This is a genomic window from Deltaproteobacteria bacterium, from assembly GCA_023382265.1.
Classification (GTDB): Bacteria; JAMCPX01; JAMCPX01; order JAMCPX01; family JAMCPX01; genus JAMCPX01.
In genome coordinates, this window is record JAMCPX010000008.1 from 48,087 (window position 1) to 68,699 (window position 20,613).

Below are 20,613 nucleotides of genomic sequence, written 5' to 3' on the forward strand. Positions count from 1 at the left end.
CGGTTCTAACATATCACCTTGTCATCCAGGATTTACTTCTCAATGTAAGGAATGCATAAGGAAATATCCATTGCAGCAAGAATATGGAGAAATACGAATATAGTACGCCATAAATGAAATCGGAATCCTTCTCTGACCGCAGATAATATATTGTATAAATAAGTGATATTACTCCCACAACAGCAAGGTATCTAAATACATTCATTGGATAAAAAATAAGATGTATAAATAAAAATACAATAGCATAATACTGGAAAGGATATCTCATATTGACAATAAAAAAATTCAATACTGGAAGAAATCTATTTTTTTCTCTGTATTTCTTAAAAATAAAAGTTGACAATATTATTGATTCTCTTATATTGCTTCTTTCCCATCTTATATACATTTTTGCGAGTTTACTATACGTGTCAGGTACCATTGTATAAATAACAGCATTGTTCTGATAAACGGTGTAATACCCTTTATGCAATATCATGTTTGTAAGTGCCCTATCCTCTCCGTAGGTACATACAGCATTTAAAAATCGTTCGTTAAGCCATTGCTCCATAACCTGCTTAACAGCGCTACCGGAATAAGCAGAGAATGCCCCGGGACAACACAATACTGCACCATAAGTTGATTGGCATGCCCTTGTAAAATCGAACGAAAGTATGTAGCTTACACCAAGCATCCTTGGAATCAAACCTCGATCTTTATTTAATACCTTTACATTTCCTGCAACCGCACCTATGCGTTTGTCCTTGGCAAATGGCGTTACAATGTCTTGTATTGCCCATTTTCTTATAACACTATCTGAATCCATCGTTATGAAGATACTGCCCTTTGCATTAACAAATCCATTGTATAACCCATGCCTTTTCCCCATGTTTTTTGGATGTTTTATCAGTTTTACAGTATCAGGATACCGTGCTTTAGCTTTTTGCATATAAAGATATGTATCATCTTTTGAGCCGTCATCTATACATATTACCTCAAGCTTATTTAAAGGATATCCTGACTCAATGGCTGAGACAATTGATTTTTCTACAAATGCGCCTTCATTGTATGCGGGGATTATAACACTTACAGACGGTAATGGTTCATTTTTAAGTATATATGGTTTATACCTTAGCCATAAAAGTGTTCTAAAAACTAAATATAAAGAAGTTATTGTGGCATATATAATAGATGCATACATAAAAAATATAAAAATCTTACCCTGCGCGATTGTCGTGTCCCATAATCTAACAAAAGATCCATAATAAATAGATGCTATTACAAATACCATTACTATACTAAATATACCGGCTTTCAAAACAACATCAAAAAACTTAACCTTTAAAGATCGAGGCATTTTATTAATTTTAAGAATGTTCTCTACTGACGGGTTATTAGATTCCTGCGTATCTTTTAGATTTTCTTTTGTTGCATCTTCATCATGCATAATCTGTTCTTTTATATCAATGTCTTGTAAAAGCAAGCTTTAAAATAGAAACAAAATAACATAAAAATCCGCGCAGCATAACTAACCCGGTCTTTATGGAGTAGGACACAGTATATGTTAATCAGAGAATGTATTTAAAAAATTGAATATGCATATTTTCCTATCACGTATTTTGGGTTGAACGGCTTATACATAGGTACGTATGGTGCGGACCGAACGTGATCGTTACTGTCGTATTAATAAGGTTTATAATGTAAGTGTCTCTAAAATATTCATACCAGCCATTTGTGTTCTCTATACCAGTCTACAGTAGTCTTCATACCTTCTCTGAACAATGGATACTTGAATTTATAACCGAGTTCCTTGAGTTCTGAGGTATCATAGATGTGATCACCCTTGAAGTAGCCAAGCCAGTCTTTATCAAATCTTGGTCTCAATGCCTGTTCTATGCCATATTTTGAACAGAGCCATGACCAATGTTTATAAATCCTATCGTTTATGCGCTTGAACAAAAAATCTGGAACATGCATCGAAAAGCCAATGACTATATCCCATAATCTCTGTGATATCTTAAAAGATTTGCCATATTCAAAATTCAGTGCATCTGCAAGACTTTTACAGAACTCCTCAATGTTAACCGGCGATTCATCTGCTATATTAAACACTTTGTCTTTAACTCTATCCGGATGTTGTGCTATACACAGTACAGCCTCAACAACATCATCAACATGAACATGATGGTTCTTGTATGAACCAATTATCAGAGGCAATTTTCTTTTCTTTATGCCAATTAATTCAAGGATGGATAGAAACATTGCATGTCCGTATCTGCTTCCAGGTCCATAAACAAGGGTCGGTCTTACAGCAGAGGCACATACAGCTTTACCTTTCATAAGACTCCAGAATAACTGTTCGCCTTCCCATTTTGTTTTTTCATAATTATTTCTTGGATTCTTTGGTGAATCAGATTTGCACGGGACTTCGGCAGGCCTGCCATACACGCCTACGGTTGAAAAATGGATATACTGTTCCACATCGTGCATCAACGAGGCTTCAGCAAGGTTTCTTACGCCGTCCACATTTGCCGATCTCATAACAGAAATGGGTGCAGCAAGATCAAAAACCGCACCGGCAGCTATAACAGTATCAACCCCTGCTACCGCCTTCGATATTGCATCCTTATCCTCAAGCCTGGCAATCACAGGCTCTGCCCCAAAATTAATCGGTTCTTTTAAAGGCTCCGGCGATATGTCCATTGCCCTTACAGAAAATCCGGCCTCTACAAAAGCCTTTGCGAGTTTTTTACCTATAAACCCACCAGCCCCTGTTATTAAAATTCTCTTTGTCATACATCATCCCCTCTTCTTATTGTGTACTTAATGCACCTTTATCAAATATAACCTTATTAACGACCGATAAAAATCCTTTATATGAATTTATTCTATATTTTATCTTCAGTACCCTCTACCGACCATGCCGGTTTAAATGGTTCGGTCTTATCGCTTAATGTAAGAGGCCAGAGTAATCCCCCTTGAGTTTTTGATCTGCCGAACAAACCAAATATTCTTTCACCGCCCCAGATAAACCACAGCGGGTATGAAAGCACATAGAATATGCCGATAGTGGTATTAACATAAACAACCATATGCTGCGTGAACCATGGCTCGATGATATGCAGGTTGGACAAAATCACATTAAGCCAGCTTATTAAGAGCAGAGATAATCCTGTAAAAGTATAGGCATCAGGGTGTCTCTCGCGCAGGTATTTTGCATAGACGTAAGCTGAAATTGAGCCCGCAATGATCATAAATGGAACATCAAGTATAAATAATCTCATAACCATCCCCTTTCCTTACACCATGTTATATAATCCCACAGCCCCTTTTTGGGGTCCTGATATGCAAATTTAAACCCGAGTTTTTTTATCTTCTCATTTGAAAACCAGTACTGATGCGTCATGTACTCCACCATTGGCACGTCCACCTTTGGCCTTTTCCCTTTACTCCTTGCATGGGCATCAATACCTTTTATGAGTTTCAATCCTATCCTTGCTAAACCTTTATACATGGGCCACCACACTGGTATCCTGATCACCTTTTCCATGCCGAGAGCTCTATAAATAAATTCTATCATCTCTGTCTGACTTATACTATCGCTAAGTACATTGTATGCTTGACCAATAGACTCGGGCTTTTCTGCTGTGAACAATGCGGCATTGACAAGGTCCTTTACATGGACCGATGGGAACATGAGCGTGTGTTTCTTAGGAAACCATGATATAACAAAACCTGTGCCCATCTTCTCTACGCCGTAAAGTATATGGTATACACCGTACCTGTGTCTTGGACCATATATAGGGGCAGGCCTGAGTACGGTCAATGGCAGTTTTTTAGTTTTGTACAGATCCCATAACAGTATTTCCTGTTCTGTTTTTGATTTAGAGTACAGATTAGGAGGGTTATAGGGCTCATCCTCATCACCAGGTAGTTTTTTTGTTTCCCCATATACCCCGTCGGTACTCCAATGTATAAACCTCCTTACATTATTGGATAATGCAAGTTCTGCAAGGTTACGTACCCCGTTTACATTTACATTATAAAGCACATCCCATGTAGCAAAATAATCATACAGTGATGCAATATGAAACACGGCATCATATACCTTCCCTTTAAAAAGAGGCTCTAGTGTATTTTTTTTCGTGAGATCCGCGGCTATGAATTCAACACCAAGTCGTGAAATATATTCTTCGTAATGAACAGGATGCAGGTCCCCTTCTTCACAATAATACTGGGCATGTTCTGCTTTTTTAAGATCCGTTGCAATTACATTCCAACCACTCTCTTTTAGAAGTTCCACCATGTGTGTACCTGTAAACCCACATGCCCCAGTAACAAGAGCTAACTTTGACATAACGCCCTCCTAAATATTTTTGACATTTTTATCAATAATATTTAAAACTTAATATGTCAAGTTCTTGCTGTCTATTTTCCCTGCTGTTACAAGATGCTATACTTTAATTCCCGAATCTGTCATTTCATAATACTTTCAGGATTAATCATCTGTAACAGTTTAACAAGTTCTGCAATATGCAGCTGGCCGGGTGCAGTTGATCTTCTCATATGTGTGTACGCGATGAGAGATCCAAATAAGGGATTTATGACCCTTGAGATACCTCCGAACCTACCCATTGAAATGGTAATAATGTTTTCTGTCTTATGACCTATTGTAAAGCCCAATAACCTTGCAACGTCATCCTTGTTCTTTGCATACAAAGCAAGCTTTATTATATCTGCCGATGTATCTTTCCCCTTTGCTAAAACTATTTCTAAAAATGCATTATCTGGCGTTTCTTTAAAATTATGATAAGACCCTATAATTATCTTTTTATACACTTTACCGAGCTTTACAATTTCACGGGATATCCTGGAATTGATTTCTATATCAATCGCATCTGCATACGGAATAATGTTTTTGAATAATCTGTACCTTTCATAATCGCGTATTTTTATTTTTCCGCCTTCTTCGCCTGTTCTTATCGTCACTATTACAGGCTTGCCCGTTTTTTGTTTTACCCTTTCATATACATTTAAGACATGAGCAGGGGATATGTTTTTAAACATATCAACCCTTAACTCAATCATATCGGCAAGAGAAAGCAGATTACTTCGCAAATTGTTTATATCCCTGTCGGTCAATGAAACAGCAACAACAGGCTTTGTACCTAGTTTTATATTCCCTATTCTCAGGTTCATGTACGGTTTATATCACAACATTAACATATGATAAACCGAAAACACTTTTGTACCTTCACAATTGATAATTCCCCGCGGCTTTCACGGGGACAAGTTTCGCAGGAATGACTGCCAATAAACGTATTACTCTCTTTCTTTGCTACATCACAGCCTGCCGCGAGGTGGTTCATTTACCTTATCAAGAAAAAATGGAAGTGCATGTGCATTGTTGCACTTGACATATGTATTTTTATAAGTTATCAAAATATTGATTATGGAATCAGGAGGGGCCGGACCCATAAAAAAGCGAATATTTTGTTTTTCTTTTTTCTTAATATCAGTACTTACCCATATAACAACATCTTACGCAAACACCGGTAGCGTTTACGGACTTGGAACAATTGCACCTGCTATGGGGAATGCGTACACAGCACACCCTGATGACCCGTCAGCATTATATTATAACCCAGCCGGGCTTGCGCTTGAAAAAAAAGATCAATTGTTAATAGGTTTAACATATTTTAGCCCTCTCATCTGGGTCAAAGGTACCTTTGGTGCAAAAAATTATATCGATAACGATAGGGTAATTGGTTTGACTGTCGGACTTGCTACCAACCTTGGCCATATGACAGGTTACAGGCAGCTTTCACGAATTTCAACAGGATTTTTTTTGTTTACACCGCCTGATAGGGCTTACACCGTGCATGCAATCCCCACGAGTACACTTTCGTTTCCTCTATATAAAGATACCGCATCGCAATTAATGCTTTTATTCGGACTTGGCTATAGGGTATCCAGGTACCTTCAATTAGGCGCGTCCATTTTACTTGTAATGCCAGGTCAAATGACAACAAGCTATTACATAAATCCATCATCCACATCTCAATCATTAAATCCTATAGTCCTTATAAACAGATCCCTGATTATATCTGCAGCGCCAGAATTTGGCTTTATAGTAAAACCTTTAAAAAAATTTGCCTTCGGCGCCGTATACAGGCAAAAAAATAGCTCGGGTCTCCATGGCTCAACAGGTTTTATAATAAACGGACAGCCGTATATTTCAGAAATAGATTATGAAAAGGTTTTTACAACCCCTGATCAAATAGCAGGCGGGGTATCTATAACACCTGTAAATAACTTACGAATAAATGCAGACGTTACGTACAGCGTGTGGTCTGATAAATCTGTAACCGATACTCAGGGGAATTCATTTACCGCAAATGATACTATCTCTGCATCCGTCGGTGTAGAATACAAACCAACCCAAGAATGGGCAGTCAGAGGAGGCTATACATATTCACCATCCCCATTCCCTCCGCAAACCGGTACTACAAACTATATGGATTCAGATAAAAGCATATACTCTATCGGAGGCGGTTATAATTTTGGCTGGTTTAAAACGGGCATAAAATCATGTATAAATGTGTTTATACAGATGCAGCAATTAAAGGAAAGAAACAACAATAGCCAACTTCTCTCCCTTGGCTATTCTGATGGAGGTGACGTATGGAGTTCGGGCATTTCAATTTCTTTTAGATTATGAACCATAAATTCATTTTCACAATATTATTATTTACGAGTTTTTGCATATTCGCCGGGACAGCAAGGGCTGATATTGTTTCAAATTTCGGTCTTGGTTCAAATGCAATGGCAATGAGTGGCGCGTATACGGCAATCGCAGACGATTTTTCTGCATGCTATTACAATCCGGCAGGCCTTGCGTATCAAAAAACGCCTGTGCCTGGGCACATTAAAAAGGGTACCGCTCTTTATCTTGGAACAGGTTATATGTATCCACAATTATGGACTAAGGATCCGTCAACCAATCCATCTTCTGCTAATATCGCACCGTTATCTTTTATGCAGATTGGTTTAACTCTTGGACCTTCTGCTTTGGGATTTTTACCACAAAGAAGGGTATACTTCGGCTTTGCATTTTATTTACCTACCGATGTACTGATTGGTTATACGATGCGTAACACATCTTCTGACAGGTATTTTGTATTCTATGATAACGAAAACAGGATATTCGGGTTTCTTGCAGATGCTGCGTACAGGTTCGACCGCAATGTGGCTATTGGTATTGGAGCAGACTTCCTTGCAGGTACCAATACACAAACCAACGTGAGTTTTGTTCAGTCGGGTTTTATTCATTCAGAATACAATTATATCCTGATACAGGCTGCCCCTATAGCAGGCATCATGATAAACCTTAACAACGGTGCCAAATTAGGCTTTACGTACAGAGGGGAATTAAAATTTAACGACTACGGCAACATCAATTTGTACGCTGCGGATACTCCCATTGTCTATCAATCCTATGATTGGATGAAATTTTTCATACCACAGCAGTTTGCCGCCGGTTTCTCTTACCATTTTACGCACAGATTGCTTGGAACCGCTGATCTGACATACATAAACTGGTCAAACTTTGTTGATGAACAGGGGGACGGTAGGCCAGAAACAAAACTTTTTGATACAGTAGTTCCAAAAACAGGCATAAGGTACTCAATAAATGATCAACTAAACATCTCTGCCGGATACGCATTTTTAAGAAGCCCTGTAAGGGACCAGACAGGGGTTACAAACTGGCTTGACAGTAATAAAAACCTTATATCATTAGGAACGAGTTATACCTTCGGGAAAATAGGATTCTGGCGATCCCCCATCACACTTAGTGCATACTTACAGGATACATTGTTTGAAACAAGATATACATATAAAACACAACCGGTAAGCCGGTATCAAAATGGCTATTCTGCCGGCGGTTCTGTACTTGACTGCGGCGTTCAGATTACTTTAAGATGGTAGTTTTTAAAGTACAGATGTCAAATCATTGCTATCAATAAATGGTTAACCTCAAAAATGCATTTGAAAAACTAAAAGAATAAAATCCTTTGCCTTAAATTTATTTTTAGTTTAATAGTCCTATAGTTGACTTTATTTTAATAAAAAGGATGAGTATATGAAAAAATACATATGGATGCTTGGCTTTGTTATCCTTACGATGATTGCCGGATGCGCTTCAAGTAAAACAACTCTATCATCTCCTTTTATATCGGGTTATGTTTTAGAGCTTGGAACGAACCTACCTATTCCGGATGCAAAGGTTACAGCATATCCGCTTGGCATTACATCAACAACGAATGCAGACGGCTCTTTCATAATCAGTCCTTTGTCCGCCGGCAATTATAAATTAACAGATCAGGCACAAGGTTACATATCTCAAACAACAGATTATATTACCGTAACATCGGAAGGCGTAAGTAATCTTAACCTGCACTTAAGCAAATATCCTGCAACCTCAGAGATAATAGCAGACGCCGGGAATCAACAGATCAGTGTTGGATATGATCGTCGTATTTCATTAAATGGTCAGGCAAGTTCCTCAAGCAGTAACGCTCAAATTACATATCAATGGATCCAAACATCAGGACCTCAGGTAACATTGTTCTCTGCAACAACATCAAAAGCTGTTTTTACAACGCTTCCGGTAAACCGGCTTGTTTATATCCCTGATAGATTCGGATTACTCGGTATAACTCCGACCGAAACGGGCACATACGTATTTACGTTGTACGCTTTTGCAAATGATTTTTCTGACAGTTCAACGGTGACAATAACTTCAGCCCAGCCAGAACCTGTTATAACAAATGAAGTTGGCTATTTGTTCGGGAACGAATCAGCAGAAACTTCAATCGTTCCTGTCGGATCACTTACGTATCTTAATGGCGGCTTCAGCATACCTGCCGGGAGCCCTAACACGATTACTGGTTATCAGTGGTCTTTTGTATCAACACCGTCGGGCTCTCTTGCATATATCGATCATCCTGCATCTCAGACGCCTTCAATCGTTACAGATATTCCCGGTACCTATACGATATCTCTCACAGCATCTACCTTAAATGGATTTTCTACAGAAACATTTACACTTACTGCAAGCAGTTATGTTTCTGCATTAAGATGCGAGCAATGTCATAACGGCTCATCTGTGCCGGATGTAACAACAGGTTACTTAACAACAGCCCACGCATACGCGTTTAATGCTTTTACCGACGTATCTTCTGTATCCCAGGATTGCCTGAAGTGTCATACAACAGGCTATGATAAAACATCCACAGCAATAAATGGTGGTTTTGATGATATTGCAAGCAATCTCGGATGGGTCCTTGTATTGCCGCTTTCTTACCAAACATTGCCGGCTGGGTTACAAACAATGGCAAACGTAGGATGTGAAAGCTGTCATGGCCCTGGCAGTATGCATACGGGTTCATATTCATTTAATACAAGCGTGTGCGCACAGTGTCATGACAATGCACCATTCAATCCTGAATATACACAATGGCTGAATTCCCCGCATGCACAGTCGGTCTCACCGGCAGGCATAAATCTGGGTGGCCAGGGATTCACATCCTGCAGAGAGTGCCACTGGTCTTTAAATATCGTTTACACAAATATGCAAGGCAATGGAATTGTTCCCTTTGTCACATCGGACGAACAGCCTGTTAACTGTATGGCGTGTCATACGCCTCACAACGGCACAAATCCATATTCATTAAGGGTGTTTAACAATGTTACAATAGCAGGCGGTTCATTTACAGTAAGCGGAGTCGGTGAAGGGGCACTTTGTATGAAGTGCCATACAGATCAAGTACTAAACCCTACATTAGCCGCACAAAATTTTACAGAACCATTCAACACGACAGCAGAGGTATTTGCAGGCATTGCAGGAGCCGGCAGTTATGCTGCTTCAATAACTGCAAGTTCATATCATGCAATACCCGGGAATGTCCCTGATCTGTGTGTTACATGCCACATGGCACAAACAACTGCACAGGGACAGCCGGGGTTTGACACAACCGGAGAGCACACATTCATGATGACGGATGCAAACGGTAATGATCATACTGCCGTATGCAACTCATGTCATGCAGGTATTTACGCAGTATCTGGATTTGACACTGTTGACCCGGTATATCCAACAGCTAACTGGGATGGGGATCCAACAGGGGCTACAGAAGGCGTTCAGGATCAGGTTAAGGGATTATTAAGTGTGCTTGCCTGTGCAATAACAACAAATGCAAACCAGAAATGCACTGTTAACACAACCGATGTTGATGGCAAGCCGGTATCATGGACAATTCTAATACCGGCAACAAGAATGACTACAACATCCTATGTTTCAATAACAGGGACTACTTTTGCGTTCATGCCTACGGCAACAACACAGGAAAGAAATGCTGTTTATAACTGGTATATTGTCAACAACGAAGGCAGCTATGGCATACACAATACGGCTTATGATGTAATGCTTTTGCAAAAGGCATTCTATGACTTAACAAGAGCCAACATACCTGGTGCAACGATCAGAACAAATTAGGCATACTCAAAAAATACATTAACTAAAAAATGCAATAAATGGGTTAAAACAATATTGGAACGCCTGTGTCATTACCTGTTTTCAAGAGCTTCTAAACGTTTTATATCTTCTTCTACGGGTTCTGTCTTGAACCTATTATGTACCCAAAACCATTGTTCTGGCGATGCTTTAATATGTCTTTCTATAAGGGTTGTGAAATACTGTGTCCATTTTAACACAGCGAGCTCTTTATCGTCTTCATTTTTAAGTATAATGGGCTCTTCATATCTTATTGTATAACCAGAGCCGTCAGGATTTTTTATAACATAGCCGGGGACAACAGCAGCTCCGGTTTTTAAAGCCATAAGAGCCATTGCGTATTGCGTTGCAGCAGGCTTGCCAAAAAATTTTACAAATACAGCCTCATGTCTGAGTGTGTTTTGATCAATAAGCATGGCTATTGTTTTTCCATGTTTGATAGCTCTTAGCAACCGAAAAACAGAATTCCTTGGCTTTACTATATCTATGCCGGCATGATTCCTCATAGACTTGATATATCTATCTATATAGGGATTATGAATGTCCTTGGCTACGGCAATCAGACCATCGTAACGTATGCTTTGAGCTGCAGCAGCCAGTTCCCAGTTGCCAAGATGGCTTGTAAGAATAAATACCCCTTTACCTCTTTTTTTCGCAATCTCATAGTTTTCTGTCCCCTCAAATGTAACGATCTCATTTATATTTGTCTTATTAAGTTTTGATATGCGCGGGAAGTTTGCAAGTGTCGTGCCAAGTACTTTGAAGTTTTCTTTTATAATCAGCTTTCTTTCCTTTTCTCTCATCTCTGGAAATGCAAAACCGATGTTCGTCATTGCTATGTTTTTATGCTTAGGATCGACCATATACCATATCGAGCCAAGAAACCGTCCCATATGATCAGCAGATGCCTGCGATATATGATTAAAGATAAATGCAACGGACAAAAATGCCCAATACTCAATCATATATCTTATCTTTTTCATTGTATCTCCATTCCTTTATTGTGCAGCATATCTTTTAACAACACGTCGTCTGTATCTATATCCATGTCTGTATATAACCACATTACCCGTTCATTTTTATGGAGTTGATGTATCTTTACAGCATCCTTTTGTGTTACAATAACCACATCAGGTTGATGATCGTGGACAACCTTTTCGAGTTCGCCAACTTTGTAATTGTGGTGATCAGGTTTTGATATGGTTTTATATAGTCCGAGCCCAACAGCCATAAGCATACCGAAAAAACTCTCCGGTAAAGCAATCCCTGCCATAGCTACAACCCTTTTCTGCATGATATTTGTGATATCTATTACCTGATTATCGTTTATATTTTTAAAACCTTTAAACTTGTAACTAAAATAAAAGATCGGACAATCGGCATTATACTTTCTGATTATCTTTATCAAGTTTTCGTTACTACCTTTTATACCTATAATATCGGCGTATTGTAATGTCTTCAAAGGCTCTCTTAAGGGTCCGGCAGGCAATAAATGTCCATTACCAAAACCGCTTTCACCATCAATAAGCAGTATCTCTATATCTCTTTTCACCTTTAGATGTGAAAATCCATCATCGAGTATGATAATTGAAGGATCGTATGTCTCTCTGATATGCTTTATTGTGCGCACCCTGTTTTTCCCAGCTGCCACAATCGCATTTTCTGTACAAACCGATATTAGATACGGTTCATCTCCGCAAAGCTCAGGGGGGCAGAGTATCTTATTGCCGTCCGATACGTCAATCATAATTCTTGCATGCCCTTTATATCCTCTTGATACAATCCCAGGCCTATTACTTTTTACAAGATTAGACAGGTGTATAACCATTGGGGTTTTACCCGTTCCACCAACAGTGATGTTCCCGATGGATATTACAGGTATGCCTGCATCATAACTCTTGATAAAACCTTTAATATAAAGGTATCTTCTTATAACGACAATCAATCCGAAGACATACGATAATAGTATAAACGGGGAAAGAAGGATATCCAACAATTTATTTTTTTTATAAAAAAAATCCATATAAGATTTTAGCATAACTTTTTTGTAAAACCAAACATCGTACGTTGCAGATGCATTGGAAACAAGTGCATGTAACGCATTTGAAATGTTTTTCAGCCCATTACTTATGATAACTGCTGTACGTTCTTCGGTAATTTTTTATGCATACCTATATTATAAAAGAATTTTACAAAAGTCTTTACACCTGTAGCAAACTGCTTATACTCAAAATTTTCATCGGGTGAATGATAGCCGTTTTCCGGTATGCTCAATCCTATGAAAGTAATCGGACATTTCAGATATTTTTTTATTGTCACAACAGTTCCAATCGAGCCGCCTTCTCTTATAAAAACGGGTTTTTTGCCGGTTGCGAATTTAAGTGCATCAAAAACCGCTCTTGTATAATGTCCTGTTATATCTGTACTAAAAGGATCGAGTGAACCTTCCGGCTTTACAACAACATCAGGATTTAAGCTTCTTACATAATTTTTCAATAATTTTAATATTGCATCAGGCTTTTGCGCAGGTACAAGCCTCATTGTTATTTTTGCCTCTGCATTTGGAGGAATAATGGTTTTGACCCCGGACCCGGTATAGCCGCCAACAATACCGTGCACCTCAAAGGTAGGCATCACCCAGAGTCTTTTTAAAATCTCCCGCACATCATTTGTTCGCAGACTTTTAAATCCATTAACATGCATGAATTTTTTTACGCTAAACCCGCTTCTAATAAAACCATCAAGCTCTGTCTTTTTTACGGGCAAAATCTTATCGTAAAAATGAGGGATATTTACCCTGCCTGTCTCGGCATCATAAAGCCGGGAAACAAGATGGACAATCTCTCCGACCGGATTACGGGCTGCACCACCTGTTACACCAGAATGCACATCTTTTTTCCCTGTCTCAAGATAGAGTGTTGCAGCTTGAAGCCCGCGCAAACCGTATGTGATCGACGGTATGTCTCTATCAAGCCATAGCGTATCAGATATAACTGCTACGTCTGATCTCAGGGTATCCTTTTTTGTTTTTAAAAATCCTTCAAAACTTGGACTGCCGATCTCCTCTTCAAATTCCCAGACAAGGTTTATATTTACGGGAAGATTATGTCTGTGTGCATACAACGCAGAGAATAACGCTGTTAAGGCAGGCCCTTTATCGTCCGTGGTGCCTCTTCCAAAATATTTATCCCCAACCTTCTCAAGATGGAATGGCTTATGTGTCCACCGCGATTCATCAGCAGGCTGTACATCAAGATGATTATAGATCAAAACCGATTTACTACCATGCGATGATTCAAACCGGCCAATAACAACAGGATTGCCTTTTGTCCGCACAATCTCCGCAACCCCCCCAAAGCCTGCTATCAGGTCTGAAACGGATTGTACCGCATGCATTATATCGTTCTTATGAGATTGATCCGTAGATACTGTGGGGATATCAACGATCTGTTTTAAGGTATCTCCGAATCTTTTTTTTGATTCTTTTATAAACTTATCAAGCTCTAAAAGGTATTCATCCATTTAAGTATTTTTCCCGGAAGCTGTTTTGTATGAATTCCCTTATTTATAACTACATCTCCATTAACGATTACGGTATGAATGCCTTGAGGGTATACGTGGGGTTCTTTGTACGTAGCATCATCCTGCATCCGCTCGGGTGAAAAGATAACAATGTCTGCATACCAGCCTTCTTTTATCTGCCCTCTTTTTTTAAGTTTCATCTTTTCTGCCGGCATTGATGTCATCTTGTAAACCGCCTGCTCAAGTGTAAGCAAGCCTGTTTTTACAAAATCACTGAACACCCTAGGATATGTGCCGTAAGACCTTGGGTGCGGTTTGCCTTCGTATAATGGACCATAATCCGCTCTTAATCCTGCATCAGAGCCTATGGAAACGTAAGGTTTTGTTATGATCCGTTTTAGATTATCCTCGCTCATTGCAAAGTATATAGCTGTCGTCATTAGACCTTCTTTTATAAGCAGTTGATAAACAACTTCAATCGGCTCGATGTTAAGTTTCTTTGCTATGTCGGTGATGTACATGCCTTCAAATCTTTTATCCTCTTCAACAAAACATTGCGAAAGCATGATCCTTGAAAAATAATCTTTCATATCTTCATGCCTTTGTTTTAGCTCATTTTCAATCCTGTTTCTTACCGATCTATCCCCGAGTCTCCGTAATGCCATTTCTGTAGAGTCCGCGTACACCCAGTCCGGCATGACCGATGCAAGTCCTGTATATGCCGAGATATATGGGTACCTGTCTGCATCAACATCAATACCCGATTTTTTTGCATTCTCTATAATCTCAAATGCCCTGTCAATTTTTTTCCAGTTCTCCGGATACATTGTTTTTAAATGACTGATCTCGACAGGTAAACCGGCTTCTCTGCCAATGGTAACGGCCTCTTCAATACTTTCTAATAAAGCACTGCCTTCTGATCTCATATGGGTTGCATAAATACCGTTATACTCTTTAACAACCTTTGCAAGTTCTATTACCTCGTCTGTTTTAGCGTAAGCACCCGGTGTATATGCGAGTCCCGTTGATATTCCGGAGGCACCCTGTTCCATCGATTGCCTTACAAGAGATTTCATGGTTTGCATGTCCTTATCTGTTGGCTGCTCAGCCTTCCTGCCCATTACAGAACCTCTGAGTGTTCCATGACCGATAAGCATAAGAATATTTAAAGAAGTGCCCTGGCTGTTAACCAACTCAACGTAATCAGAAATACTCTTAATATTGAGTTTTAAGCCATAGCTCGTATAATATTGCTCCTGACGTTCTTTCATTATTATGCCGTCAACAGGTGTTATAGAGTAACCGCAGTTGCCATTCACCTCTGTTGTAACACCCTGTCTTACCTTGCTCTCTGCATAAGGATTTAAAAGGATATGGTAATCGGAATGTGAATGTACATCTATAAAGCCAGGCGCTACCACCATGCCGGACGCATCAATAAACTCATCTACACTCAAAGAAGTCTTCGATAAATGTACAATCTTATCACCTGTTATTTCTATATCTGCGTAATAACCTTTATCGCCGGTTCCATCCACTACAAAACCATTTTTAATAATTATATTATTTGCCATCTTTTGCCTTCATTGCGATCAACCCGTACTGATACTCTCCCGACGGCCCTTTAACAACTATATCAAACCATTGTTCAAGCAATGACTTTACTTCTTCATAAGAAATTCTATCGCGAACCGGCGGGCCCGACGGGGTTTGTTCTTTTTTATGATCTATAATAAGTAATCTGCCATCTTTCTTCATGACCCTGCTTAGCTCTACCATGAAAGCGTTTTTATCTTCAACTTCATGAAGCATATTCACATTAATAATCATATCGGCAATATGGGCAGGAATGGGTATTCTCGTTTCCTCTGAAAGTAAAGGCTTTATTATATCATGACCCTGTTTGGTTATAATATTCTGTTTCAATACATCAAGCATCCTTTCCGATACGTCAACTGCGTACACAACGCCATTACTCCCTACGATCTTTGATAAAGGTATTGTATAAAAGCCTGCACCACTGCCGATCTCTACAACAAACATATCCTGCCTTACTCCGGCAGCAGTGAGTATCAATTCAGGATTCTCGTGTTCTAACCTTTGCGGATTATTCAATGTATGTGCATGTGATGGGTCAAATTTATGCATTGTGGATAATGTATAAAGAGTGAGGCTGTCCAGATAGTACGATTACAATGTTATTTTTCATTCTTATTGAAATGAAGAATCTAATAAATTCAACATAAGAAATCTGAGATTATTCGTCCACCGTATCAAAATGATGTCCTGGACAGCCTGGCTCATTTACAAGGATTGGGCCTCTGTTAATCCTCAAGAATGAATGTTATGTTAATGGTTACCCTGAATTCTTTTATCTTCCCATTCTGTATCTTCGCCTTCTGAGAAACGATTTCCATACCAGTAAGATTTCTCAATGTCTTATTTGCCCTTTTTAATGCCTCCTGAACTGCATCATCCCAGCTCTTAGTGGATGATGCTACCACCTGTGTTACTCTTGCTACTGCCATAGTTTTCCTCCTTCCCAAATATATTGGAAAAATTTATAAAATATTTCGTTCCCGACCATAAGGTTACGATCAATGCAATCCACACATACAGCATTCCTATTTTTTGAAAATCAATGCCAAAGTATGTATAATGAATTAATAACCCGATAATCCCCGTTATCTGAAAAACCGTCTTATATTTACCCTCCAGAGACGCGGGGATAACAATACCTTCTGAAGAGGCTATCGATCTTAATCCCGTTACTGCGAATTCCCTTCCTATTATGAGAACAACTACCCATCCATAAATTCGATTGATGGATATAAGCATAATTAAAGAAGTAGCTACCAGTACTTTGTCTGCTACAGGATCTATCAATTTACCTATTGTTGTTATGTCTTTATACTTTCTCGCGAAATACCCGTCAAAAAAATCGGTAAGCCCACCAAAACCAAACACAACAGCAGAGGCAAAACTTATCCATTTTAACCTATACATGTTGTCCGCGGGCATATACTTTATAATCTCCATTAAAACTATAAGAACCGGAACCATCAAGATTCGAGACAGAGAGAGTAAATTGGGCAGTTTAAGCATATCCCTTACAAGCTTATTATGCATCAAGCAGCACCACACCTTCTCCGTGAAAAGATATAAACAAACCGGAAAGCTGCGTCTGATTTGATACAAGTCTTGGTATCAATTTACCATACCATCCGAGCAGTGATTCTATGCGCAATATCATGGGATTATTTGATGTTATTTCAACGCTGTGCAACCCGTTATTCAAACCGAGAAATATGTCGCCAGTGCCTTTGAATTGTGTCACATTTTTACTTTTATCTGCCTGCAACTCAAGCCGTCCGTTTTCCCATTCAAGATCCCCATAAAAAGCCTCGAGTCTTTCATCATTAACGAATATGTGTTCATTTTTTATATTAAAAACTTTTACCGATAAAAGCTGCGATTTATATACGATCATTCCCGTACCGTAAAAAAGAATTATAGGATCGTCTTTTTTTTCTGCGAATATGGCTTTTGTATCTTTTCCCCTGTACCTTTTGTACGCTTGTTCTACTGTTAGGCCTTCCGTTTGCATGTCAACGCCTTTAGACTTTACATAAACAATATTTCCATTCAACCGAAAGGCTAAAAGTGCATCACTTATAAAAACGGCGTGCTTATCATAAATCCGTATTGCTGATTCTTTTTCCATTGCCTCAAGCTCTTTACCAACCAGGACTAAAGGCTCTTTATGCACTGTCTTATTATATGATCCAGACGTTATTTCATCTTCACTTGCTGTATTCCCTCTGGCAATTATATGGCTTTTTTCATACCCGGCATCCTGTTCTTCTTCCTTTTCGGAATGAGGCTCTAATGTTGATCTCCGGACATCTTGCTGGGTTTGTTCATCTGCATCATCTGATCTTTCTTTTACACTATCCGGAAAGACTTTTTCTGTTTCTTGTTCTGCCAATTCATTTTCTTCTATAATCTGCTGTTCACTGAATTCTTCCCGCTTTTTGATAATCTCTTCTTCGGGCGTATCATCATTTATAATCACATCCCCTGCCAATACGTCTTGCTCTATAACGGAAGCTGTGCGTTTACTGAAAATCTCTCCAATAATTTTATTCTTATTAATTTCTTCGTGCGCGATATCTTCTCCGGAGAGTTCAGACACCACCGAATCAGTGGCACCGTGCTGCTTTAACTTGTTTGCATACTCATGCATTCCTGCCCTTTCAAAAGATTCAATCGCGTCCTGCACTTTATCAAGTTTTAATAATGCCCTGCCAAGGAGCTTGTTTGCTGTTTTATTGCCTGACTCTTTATTTATCACAAACTCAAATTCTTTGATCGCTTTTTCTGCCTGGTTATTCTTGAGATACGCGACACCAAGGTTTGTATGTAATGTCGTTGTTTGAGGATAACGTGTTATGAGTTCTTCATATAGTTTAACTGCTTTATCATATTGTTCAAGTTTAAGCATAACTATTGCAAGCAGGTTTAAAGCCCTATCATCCATTGGACTCGCATCAAGTACATGCTCAATTTCATCTTTCGCATCAACGTAATTACCTTCTGCTATATACCTCTTTGCATTGGTAAGCTGACTATCCGTTGAATTGTTAGTAGAAATCTTTTTTATTTTTGCCATTCATCACCTTTTTATATATCCCTTCATTTTAAAGAAGGTTTTTAAAACCTTTGCTACGTACCACTGGGTTTCAGGGTATGGAGGAATGCCTTTATATTTAAGTACAGCCTGTTCGCCTGCATTATATGCTGCTATTGCCTTTACATAATCTCCATTAAATATGGTATAGAGATACTTAAAATATTCTACCCCTGCTTCTATGTTGTCTTTGGGTGAGTAAAGATTTTTTACATAAAACAATTCTGCTGTTGATGGTAATACCTGCATTAATCCAACAGCACCGGCAGAGGAAACAGCATCAGGCATATAATCACTTTCCACTTTTATCATTGCCATAATAAGCAAGGGATCTATATTGTACTTATCTGCTATAATCATAACCTCGTGCTTCAATTTATTCTCTGCTATTTGTTCATGATTATAGGAAGATAAATCCCTGAAAAGGAGTTTATACTTATTGTTGGTGGGAACATTTGTGAAATGCATAACGCCATTTCTGTCAACATAGCTGTATACAGCTGCCTTTGCATACCCTGTATATGGTATGATAGACAAAATAATTAAGAATAGTATTTTTTTCACACCATCTCCTAACTTGTGTATATTGAATTTATCCTGATATAATCATAAGTAAGGTCACACGTTTTTACATCAAACTCTTTATCTCCATAGCCTAAATCCACTATAAGCTGTATAGCTCTATTCTTCATTATATTTCTTGCTTTCATAAGTGCCTCATTATCAGCACCTCTTCCGCTATTAAAGACTATCTGCTTGCCAATCCATACCCTTAATTTATCCTCTGTTACATAATGGCATGAGGCTCCTACCGTGGCTATAATCCTGCCCCAGTTAGGGTCTTCACCAAAAAAAGCGGTTTTTATAAGAGGCGAATTGGCAAGTTTGTATGCTACATTTTTTGCATCATCTATTGTTTTCGCACCTTTTACATAAATCTCTATTACCTTTTTTGCGCCCTCTCCGTCTCTTACCATTTTGTCTGAAAGTTCTTTTGATAGATCTATAAATGCCTGTTCAAATGCTGTATAATTCTTACCGTCTTCGATTACCTCGTTTTCTGCAAGCCCATTTGCAAGAATCAATACAGAATCATTCGTACTCATTTCTCCATCTATCGTTATTCTATTAAACGATAGATCCACGGCACTCTGTAATGCACGCTTTAGTGCTGTTGAAGAAATGTTTGCATCCGATGTGAAAAATGTAAGCATAGTTGCAAGATGAGGTTGAATCATGCCTGATCCTTTTACAAACCCTGTCAGCGTAACATCTTTACCCGATATTCTTAACTTTCTTGAACCATATTTTGGAACAGTGTCTGTTGTCATTACTGCCTTAACAGCATCCATGAATCCTTGCCTGGATAGATCGTTAATAAGTATACTTACCTGAGCCTTAACCTTATCCACCGGCATCCTTTTACCTATCACACCTGTTGATGCGGCGAGAAGTTCATCCGGTTTTATCTTCAAACCGTTTGCATATGTATTTATAATATCGTTTACATCCTTTAAACCATCCTCACCTGTGGCAGCATTTGCAACACCACTGTTGGCGAGTATAGCCCTTTTCTTACCCTTTTTCAGCTGATTTATCGAGTAGATTACAGGAGCTGCTTTTATTGCATTAGTAGTAAAAAGTCCTGCAGCAATTGCCGGAACCTCAGAATATATAAGGGCTAAATCCTTTTTACCCTCTGGTTTTATTCCGCAGCTTACACCTGAATACAAAAAACCTTTTGGTAATGACAGTGCCATATCTATCCTTCCTTAATAACTATACATGTATTTTTTTAATAAGGCATAATCCATGCTGTCCGTTCCTGTTCAGTTTGAGATCTCTG

At 38.8% G+C, this 20,613-nt stretch carries 18 protein-coding genes; 3 read left to right on the forward strand and 15 right to left on the reverse strand.

All coding sequences use genetic code 11. From position 1 onward, the window contains the following. Positions 1–13: 13 nt before the first annotated feature. The 5 genes from M1381_01550 to aroD form a co-directional block, all read right to left on the reverse strand. On the reverse strand, positions 14–1,426 hold the full coding sequence (locus tag M1381_01550) for a glycosyltransferase (protein ID MCL4477773.1): 1,413 nt from the start codon (positions 1,424–1,426) through the stop codon (positions 14–16). A 272-nt stretch (positions 1,427–1,698) separates the two neighbouring features. Further along, complete coding sequence (locus M1381_01555) at positions 1,699–2,775, reverse strand: NAD(P)-dependent oxidoreductase (protein ID MCL4477774.1); 1,077 nt, start codon at positions 2,773–2,775, stop codon at positions 1,699–1,701. 92 nt (positions 2,776–2,867) lie between these two features. Next, entirely contained in the window at positions 2,868–3,263 is a 396-nt protein-coding gene (locus M1381_01560) for a hypothetical protein (GenBank protein ID MCL4477775.1), read from the reverse strand. After that, complete coding sequence (locus M1381_01565; GenBank protein ID MCL4477776.1) at positions 3,260–4,336, reverse strand: NAD(P)-dependent oxidoreductase; 1,077 nt, start codon at positions 4,334–4,336, stop codon at positions 3,260–3,262. The genes M1381_01560 and M1381_01565 overlap by 4 nt, the downstream gene beginning before the upstream one ends. Before the next feature lie 119 nt (positions 4,337–4,455). Beyond that, a complete protein-coding gene (aroD, locus tag M1381_01570) occupies positions 4,456–5,178 on the reverse strand; it encodes a type I 3-dehydroquinate dehydratase (protein MCL4477777.1) in 723 nt (240 codons plus the stop codon). A 253-nt stretch (positions 5,179–5,431) separates the two neighbouring features. Here aroD and M1381_01575 point away from each other — a divergent pair, with 253 nt between their 5' ends. From M1381_01575 to M1381_01585, 3 genes are all read left to right on the forward strand, one after another. Further along, entirely contained in the window at positions 5,432–6,700 is a 1,269-nt protein-coding gene (locus M1381_01575; GenBank protein MCL4477778.1) for an outer membrane protein transport protein, read from the forward strand. After that, on the forward strand, positions 6,697–7,968 hold the full coding sequence (locus M1381_01580) for an outer membrane protein transport protein (GenBank protein ID MCL4477779.1): 1,272 nt from the start codon (positions 6,697–6,699) through the stop codon (positions 7,966–7,968). The genes M1381_01575 and M1381_01580 overlap by 4 nt, the downstream gene beginning before the upstream one ends. A 154-nt stretch (positions 7,969–8,122) precedes the next feature. Next, the gene (locus M1381_01585) at positions 8,123–10,537 is read left to right on the forward strand and encodes a carboxypeptidase regulatory-like domain-containing protein (protein ID MCL4477780.1); all 2,415 of its coding nucleotides are present in this window, start codon (positions 8,123–8,125) and stop codon (positions 10,535–10,537) included. Positions 10,538–10,608: 71 nt separating this feature from the next. Here the strand turns inward: M1381_01585 and M1381_01590 are convergent, their stop codons facing one another. The 10 genes from M1381_01590 to argJ form a co-directional block, all read right to left on the reverse strand. Next, on the reverse strand, positions 10,609–11,538 hold the full coding sequence (locus tag M1381_01590; GenBank protein ID MCL4477781.1) for a lysophospholipid acyltransferase family protein: 930 nt from the start codon (positions 11,536–11,538) through the stop codon (positions 10,609–10,611). After that, the gene (gene lpxK, locus M1381_01595; GenBank protein MCL4477782.1) at positions 11,535–12,593 is read right to left on the reverse strand and encodes a tetraacyldisaccharide 4'-kinase; all 1,059 of its coding nucleotides are present in this window, start codon (positions 12,591–12,593) and stop codon (positions 11,535–11,537) included. Before lpxK ends, M1381_01590 begins: the two co-directional genes overlap by 4 nt. An 89-nt stretch (positions 12,594–12,682) precedes the next feature. Further along, entirely contained in the window at positions 12,683–14,077 is a 1,395-nt protein-coding gene (locus M1381_01600) for a M20/M25/M40 family metallo-hydrolase (protein ID MCL4477783.1), read from the reverse strand. Further along, positions 14,059–15,651: a D-aminoacylase gene (locus M1381_01605; GenBank protein MCL4477784.1), complete on the reverse strand. Its 1,593-nt coding sequence runs from the start codon at positions 15,649–15,651 to the stop codon at positions 14,059–14,061. Before M1381_01605 ends, M1381_01600 begins: the two co-directional genes overlap by 19 nt. After that, positions 15,641–16,225, reverse strand: coding sequence for a class I SAM-dependent methyltransferase (locus M1381_01610; protein MCL4477785.1), 585 nt, complete (start codon positions 16,223–16,225; stop codon positions 15,641–15,643). Before M1381_01610 ends, M1381_01605 begins: the two co-directional genes overlap by 11 nt. A gap of 176 nt (positions 16,226–16,401) precedes the next feature. Beyond that, positions 16,402–16,605, reverse strand: coding sequence for a dodecin family protein (locus tag M1381_01615; GenBank protein ID MCL4477786.1), 204 nt, complete (start codon positions 16,603–16,605; stop codon positions 16,402–16,404). After that, positions 16,562–17,206: a CDP-diacylglycerol--glycerol-3-phosphate 3-phosphatidyltransferase gene (gene pgsA / locus M1381_01620; protein MCL4477787.1), complete on the reverse strand. Its 645-nt coding sequence runs from the start codon at positions 17,204–17,206 to the stop codon at positions 16,562–16,564. Before pgsA ends, M1381_01615 begins: the two co-directional genes overlap by 44 nt. Next, positions 17,199–18,749, reverse strand: a complete 1,551-nt coding sequence (locus M1381_01625; GenBank protein ID MCL4477788.1) for a tetratricopeptide repeat protein — start codon at positions 18,747–18,749, stop codon at positions 17,199–17,201. The genes pgsA and M1381_01625 overlap by 8 nt, the downstream gene beginning before the upstream one ends. Positions 18,750–18,752: 3 nt before the next feature. After that, the gene (locus M1381_01630) at positions 18,753–19,331 is read right to left on the reverse strand and encodes a lytic transglycosylase domain-containing protein (GenBank protein ID MCL4477789.1); all 579 of its coding nucleotides are present in this window, start codon (positions 19,329–19,331) and stop codon (positions 18,753–18,755) included. 8 nt (positions 19,332–19,339) lie between these two features. Then, positions 19,340–20,527, reverse strand: coding sequence for a bifunctional glutamate N-acetyltransferase/amino-acid acetyltransferase ArgJ (gene argJ / locus M1381_01635; GenBank protein ID MCL4477790.1), 1,188 nt, complete (start codon positions 20,525–20,527; stop codon positions 19,340–19,342). Positions 20,528–20,613 lie beyond the last annotated feature (86 nt).